Raw genomic sequence first — 6103 nt, 5'->3', positions numbered from 1 at the left:
ACGCAACAGTCCGCGGCTGCACCGGCACCGGCACCGGCACCGCGTACCTACGACATGCCTTCGGGCTTTCCGGGTTCATGGTCTGGAAGCGTGAGCCAGCCCGGATCAGCAACCTACACAGTGAAGATCTCGCTGACCAACGGTAACCTCGGAGACAACGTCGGACGGGCGTCCTACCCGGAACTCGGTTGTGTGGCGGATCTGTTCTTCACCGACGTGGCGGGGTCGACGATCCGGGTGCAGGGCAGGCTCATCGTGAACTCCTACAACGACTGCGTCCCGGCAACGCTCGACCTTACGCTGCGCTCGAGCTCATCAATGGACTATGTGGCCCGGTCGCCGGGCTTCGCCGGCAGTGCGAGCGCCGTCCTCTACCGATGATCTGAGCGGTACGGCTGGGCCGTACCGCTCACCACCACCAGGGCCGCAGTAATCAGCATTAGGGGGGACCCATCAGTCGCGAACAGATCGGCCTGGAACCGTACGTGTTCACCGATCCACCAACGCAGTCGCTGATGTCACTACAGGTCGAGCGTCGCGGACCGGTCGTTCAGGTCACGCTTGTCGGCCCGGGCAAGGGCAATGCCATGGGCCCGCACTTCTGGCGGGAGGTTCCGCTGGTGTTCGCCGCGCTGGACGCCGACGACAGCGTTCGCGCCGTGGTGGTCACCGGCTCCGGTGACAACTTCTGCTACGGCCTGGACCTGCGGACCATGCTCGGGGAGGTCATCGGACCGACCGGGGACGACGGCGGTCTCGCTCGCGGGCGCACCGTGCTGTTGCACAAACTGCGGTCCATGCAGGATGCGCTCACCACGGTCGCGGCCTGCCGCAAGGCCGTCGCCGCCGCGATCAGCGGCTGGTGCATCGGCGGCGGGGTCGACCTGGTGGCCGCCTGCGACGTCCGGTACGCGAGTACCGAGGCGAGGTTCAGCGTGCGAGAGGTGAAGGCCGGCATGGTCGCCGACGTGGGTAGCCTGCAACGCCTACCAGCCATCATCGGCGACGGCCACCTGCGGGAACTCGCCCTGACGGGCAGGAACATCACCGCGGCCCGCGCCGAGCGGATCGGGCTGGTCAACGATGTCCTACCGGACCCGGCCGCCACGCTCGCCGCCGCCCATGCCTTCGCCGAGGAGATCGCGGCCAATCCGCCGCTGGTCGTCGCGGGTGTCAAGGACGTTCTGGACGCCGCCCGTAGCCCCGTGGTCGAGACCGGCCTGCGCTACGTCCGGGCCTGGAACGCCGCATTCATGCCATCCCATGATCTTTTCGAGGCCGCCAGCGCGTTCAACGAGCACCGCCCACCGCGATTCACCGGCCGTTAGGGCCGGGCCGGGCAGCGCAAGGCAATGCAGCGCAATACAGGGCAGGGCAGCGCAATACAGGGCAGGGCAGCGCAACGGCAGCCCTGCCCGGAAGAACGTCAGGCGATACGCTCCACCACCGCTGCGATGCCCTGGCCGCCACCGATGCACATCGTCTCCAGGCCGTAGCGGACACCTCGCCGGTGCATCTCGTTCAACAGGGTCGCCAGAATACGCACGCCCGTCGCGCCGACTGGATGCCCAAGGGAGATGCCCGACCCGTTCACGTTCAGCCGATCGAAGTCAGCCGGAGCGAACGCCCACTCCCGGGTCACCGCCAGCACCTGGGCGGCGAATGCCTCATTGCACTCGATCAGGTCGATGTCGGCGAGTTTGAGGCCGGCCCGGTCCAGCGCCCGCGCGGTCGCGGGAACTGGCCCGATTCCCATCGTCCGCGGCGGTACCCCGGCGACCGCCCACGACACGATGCGTCCGAGCGGACGCAGTCCGAGCTGCTCTGCCCGCTCACGATGGGTGACCAGGCAGACGGCCGCGGCGTCGTTCTGGCCGCTGGCGTTACCAGCGGTGACCGTTGCCTCCGGGTCGCTGCGCACCATCATCGGCCGCAGGGCGGCCAGCCGCTCCAGGCTCGAATCCGCCCGTGGGTGCTCGTCGGTGTCGACGAGGACCGTGCCCTTCTTGCGGTCGGTGACGGCCACGGGCACGATCTCGTCGGCGAAGTAGCCGGCCCGCTGCGCCGCGACCGCCCGCTGATGTGACCGCAACGCGAGCTCATCCTGCTCGGTACGGGAAATTCCGTACTCGCGGCGGAGGTTCTCCGCGGTCTCAAGCATTCCGCCCGGTACCGGGTAGTCCTTTCCACCCGCGGTGACCCGGCCGCGCGCCAGCCGGTCGACGAGGTCGACGCTCGGCTTCCTCGTCCCCCACCGGATCCCGGTCGTGTAGAACTCCGCCTGGCTCATACTCTCGGCCCCACCGGCCAGGACGAGGTCGGCCACGCCGGTCTGCACCTGCATGCCGGCGAGCAGTACGGCCTGCAGGCCAGAGCCGCAGCGGCGGTCGAGCTGCAGGCCCGGCACCTCGATTGGGAGGCCGGCGTCGAGGGCTGCGACCCGTCCGATCGCCGGCGCCTCCCCGTTCGGGTAGCACTGGCCGAACACCACGTCGTCGATCGCGTCCGCCGGCAGACCAGTCCGCTCGACGAGTGCCCGGATCACGGTGGCGGCGAGCTCTGTGGCGGGGGTGTCGGTGAAGACACCCCCGAAGCCACCGACCGGCGTACGCAGCGGCGAACAGATCACGGCGTCAAGCATTCGTCATGCTCCTCACAGTCGGTGGGGGCGCGGCCGGTTCGACGCAGTCCACCCCTTACCGGGATCATCGCTGGTCAGGTGTGCCGACGCACGCGATCCCGCCGGATGGTTGACTGCTGCAACAGTGGATTTATCGTATAGATCATCGATACGATCGTGAGCACGGCGCTGCCGGTCACCCGACCCCACCCCAGTAGAGATCCCGAACCCTGCGGAGGCAACGGAATGGATGCGGCGGACTTCTCCGAGATCCTGACCACCGTCCGGACGTTCATCCGTGATCGTGTCGTACCGGTCGAGAACGAGATCGACGAGAAGGACGAGGTCCCGCTCGACATCCGGAACGCCACCAAGGAGATGGGCCTGTGGGGCTTTGCCATTCCGGCGGAGTACGGCGGCCTCGGGCTGTCCATGAGCGAAGAGGCCCGGCTCGTCTTCGAGCTCGGGTACACGACGCCCGCGTTGCGGTCGATGTTCGGTACCAACAACGGCATCGCCGGACATGTGATCATTGAGGGCGGTACGGAGGAGCAGAAGCAGTACTGGCTGCCGCTGCTGGCCTCCGGTGAGGTGACCGCGTCGTTCGGGCTCACCGAGGCCGACGCCGGTTCCGACCCGTCCACCCTGACCACCAGCGCCTACCGCGACGGTGACGAATGGGTGATCAGCGGCGCCAAACGTTACATCACCAACGCCCCGATCGCCGACGCCATCTTCGTGTTCGCCCGCACGAACCCCGACGTCCCGGCGACCCGTGGCATCTCCAACTTCATCGTGCCGAAGGGCTCGCCGGGGCTCACGATCGGACCGCGGGACCACAAGATGGGGCAGGCCGGTGCGTGGAGCTCGGACGTCTACCTCGACGAGGTACGCGTTCCCCACACCCACCTCGTCGGCGGGGACGCCGGCGAGGGGTACGGCTTCGCGACCGCCATGCGCTGCCTGGCCCACGGCCGCATCCACATTGCCGCGCTGTGCGTGGGGCTCGCGCAGCGGCTGGTGGACGAGTCGGTGTCCTGGGCCGCGCAGCGACACCAGGGCGGCCGGCCGATCGGGGACTACCAGCTTGTCCAGGGCATGATCGCCGATTCGGTGACCGACCTGTACGCCGGCCGCGCGCTGGTGGTCGAGACCGCACGAGCCTTTGACGCCGGCGCCGACACCAAGGTCGGGCCGTCCGCGACAAAGTACTTCTGCAGCGAGATGGTCTGCCGGGTCGCCGACCGGGCGGTCCAGATTCACGGCGGCGCGGGCTACATCAGAGGAGTCCCGGTCGAGCGCTTCTACCGGGACGCGAGGCTTTTCCGGATCTACGAAGGCACCTCGCAGATCCAGCAGTTGATCATAGCGCGACACCTGCTGCGCGAGGCGTCCAAGTAGCCGGTTCCGACCCCGGAACGGAACCGGAACGGAACCGGCTACAGCCATCCCCGCCGCCGGAAGGCGAGGTAGAGCCCGCTCGCGCACCCGAGAAGAATGACCAGGCTGACGAGGAAACCCCACTCGCTACCGAATCCGGGATAAGGGACGTTCTGACCGTAGAACCCGGTGACGGCGGTCGGCACCGCGATCACCGCGGCCCAGCCGGTCAGCTTCTTCATGATGACGTTCAGGCGGTTGCTCTGGATGGTCAGGTTGGTTTCCAGGATCGTCGTGACGAGATCGCGAAGGCTCTCCGTCCATTCGGTCGCCCGTAGCACGTGGTCATAGACGTCCTGAAGGTAGGGGAGCATCGCCTCGTCGATGATCCGAAAATCCCGACGCATCAGGGTGTTGACGACCTCACGCATCGGCAACACGTCGCGGCGCAGGAGGACCAGACTCTTGCGGATCTCGAAACTGCGCCGCTGGACCAGGATGTCGTCCGGGGTGTCCGCGAAGAGCAGATCCTCCAGTTTGTCGATCTCTGCATCCAGCTCCTGCACGGTGTCGAAATAGCCGTCGACCAGATAGTCGATCAGACCGTGCAGCAGGAAGCCAACCCCGTGCACCGCAAGGTCGGCATTCACGTCCCAGTGCCGGACGACCGCGTCGATGTCGAATCCTTCATCGCCGCGGACCGTCACCAGTACCCAAGGCGTGACAAAGGCGGAGATCTCGTGTGCGGTCAGCGCGCCAGTACCCAGATCCAGCCCCACAGAATAGGCGTTGAGGAACAGGTGGGTGCGGTAACGGTCGACCTTCGGCCGCTCGCCGGGACTGACCGCGTCCTCGAGGGCCAGCGGGTCGAGCTTGAGCAACCGGGCGATGGTCTGGAGGCCGGCGTGGTCCGGCGCGCACAGATCGAGCCACACGACCGTTCCCGGCCGCTCCAGATAGTCACCGACCGCCGATACCGGGAACCCGGAAGCCTCCAGCACACCCGCGCGGTAGGCCCGGGTGTGCGGTGGGGACGATCCGATCGCGCTGTCGGGATGCTCGCGCACGTCAACCACGCACCCGTCTGCGCCGTCACCCCAGTCCGCGACATCACCGAACACCGCCTCCTGCTCGTTCACCATGACAGGCCGTCCCTCCGAGCCGTTAGCACTCCGGAGCCTGCGGCCTCCGGGGATGCGATCTGACGAACGTCGCACGCCCTTTGACCCTCCAGACGCGCCAACGTCGGGTGAGCGAACCTGTGAGCGCGCACCGTCGCGTCGTAGTGTCCCTCTTGACCGCTGGGCGGCGCTCACGGAAAGGTGCTCACATGGTCACGATTGCGGCAGTAGGCGACCTGCACATCGAAGCCGGGGCCGGGCCCAGGTTACGAACACTGTTCGAACGGGCCGCGGACGAGGCAGACGTGTTCCTGCTCGCCGGTGATCTGACCGAGGGCGGTGAACTCGCCCAGGCTGCCGCCGTCTGCGAGGTGTTCGGCGGCCTTGACCTACCCGTGATCGCCGTGCTCGGCAACCACGACCACCACGACGGCAGGCAGGCCACCATCACCGAGATGCTGTCCCGGGCCGGGGTGACGGTTCTCGACGGATCTACCGTGACCGTGCCCAGCGACGGGACAACTATCGGTATCGCAGGCGCCAAAGGCTTCGCCGGCGGCTTCACCAGCCGCAGCGCGGAAAGTTTCGGCGAAGATGAGATGAAGTCCTTCGCCCGCCACGGTGAACAATGCGCGCAGACCTTACGTGCCGCACTGGCAGAACTTGACGCCCAGTGGCAAATCGTGCTTACCCACTATGCCCCCGTGCCGGACACGCTGGACGGCGAACCGCTCGAGCTTTTCCCCTTCCTCGGCAGCCATCATCTGGGCGCCGCCATTGACTCATCCGCCGTGCGCGTCGCACTCGCCGTCCACGGACATGCCCACTACGGTCGCGAACGGGGGTTCACCCCGGGTGGCACGCCTGTTCGCAACGTAGCCGCCCCGGTGATCGCGGCTCCCTATGCGGTCTACCGGTTGCCCGCCGACCCCGCTGGGGACGAGATCGTCCGGCTGCGCTGACCCGGTGGCCGACCTCGGGG

The 6103-nt window shown here is 67.4% G+C and carries 6 protein-coding genes; 4 read left to right on the top strand and 2 right to left on the bottom strand.

Features of this window, described 5'->3' with window-relative positions:
- The first annotated feature begins 120 nt into the window (after positions 1-120).
- Both U9980_RS12240 and U9980_RS12235 read left to right on the top strand, forming a co-directional pair.
- Positions 121-381 (top strand): hypothetical protein, encoded by a 261-nt coding sequence (locus tag U9980_RS12240; protein ID WP_322768015.1) that lies wholly within the window; start codon positions 121-123, stop codon positions 379-381.
- A gap of 134 nt (positions 382-515) precedes the next feature.
- Positions 516-1328, top strand: coding sequence for a crotonase/enoyl-CoA hydratase family protein (locus U9980_RS12235; RefSeq protein WP_322747728.1), 813 nt, complete (start codon positions 516-518; stop codon positions 1326-1328).
- Between the two features lie 98 nt (positions 1329-1426).
- On the opposite strand, the gene U9980_RS12230 is transcribed toward U9980_RS12235, so the two are convergent.
- On the bottom strand, positions 1427-2641 hold the full coding sequence (locus U9980_RS12230; RefSeq protein WP_322768014.1) for an acetyl-CoA C-acetyltransferase: 1215 nt from the start codon (positions 2639-2641) through the stop codon (positions 1427-1429).
- A gap of 225 nt (positions 2642-2866) precedes the next feature.
- Here U9980_RS12230 and U9980_RS12225 point away from each other — a divergent pair, with 225 nt between their 5' ends.
- Positions 2867-4021: an acyl-CoA dehydrogenase family protein gene (locus U9980_RS12225; protein ID WP_322747730.1), complete on the top strand. Its 1155-nt coding sequence runs from the start codon at positions 2867-2869 to the stop codon at positions 4019-4021.
- Positions 4022-4059: 38 nt separating this feature from the next.
- On the opposite strand, the gene U9980_RS12220 is transcribed toward U9980_RS12225, so the two are convergent.
- Complete coding sequence (locus U9980_RS12220) at positions 4060-5142, bottom strand: magnesium transporter CorA family protein (RefSeq protein ID WP_322768013.1); 1083 nt, start codon at positions 5140-5142, stop codon at positions 4060-4062.
- 188 nt (positions 5143-5330) lie between these two features.
- Here U9980_RS12220 and U9980_RS12215 point away from each other — a divergent pair, with 188 nt between their 5' ends.
- On the top strand, positions 5331-6083 hold the full coding sequence (locus U9980_RS12215; protein WP_322768012.1) for a metallophosphoesterase family protein: 753 nt from the start codon (positions 5331-5333) through the stop codon (positions 6081-6083).
- The last annotated feature ends 20 nt before the right edge of the window (positions 6084-6103 follow it).

Origin of the sequence: Protofrankia sp. Cr1 (genome assembly GCF_963555865.1) — a bacterium.
Classification (GTDB): Bacteria; Actinomycetota; Actinomycetes; order Frankiales; family Frankiaceae; genus Protofrankia.
This window is presented reverse-complemented; position numbering and strand designations above follow the sequence as displayed.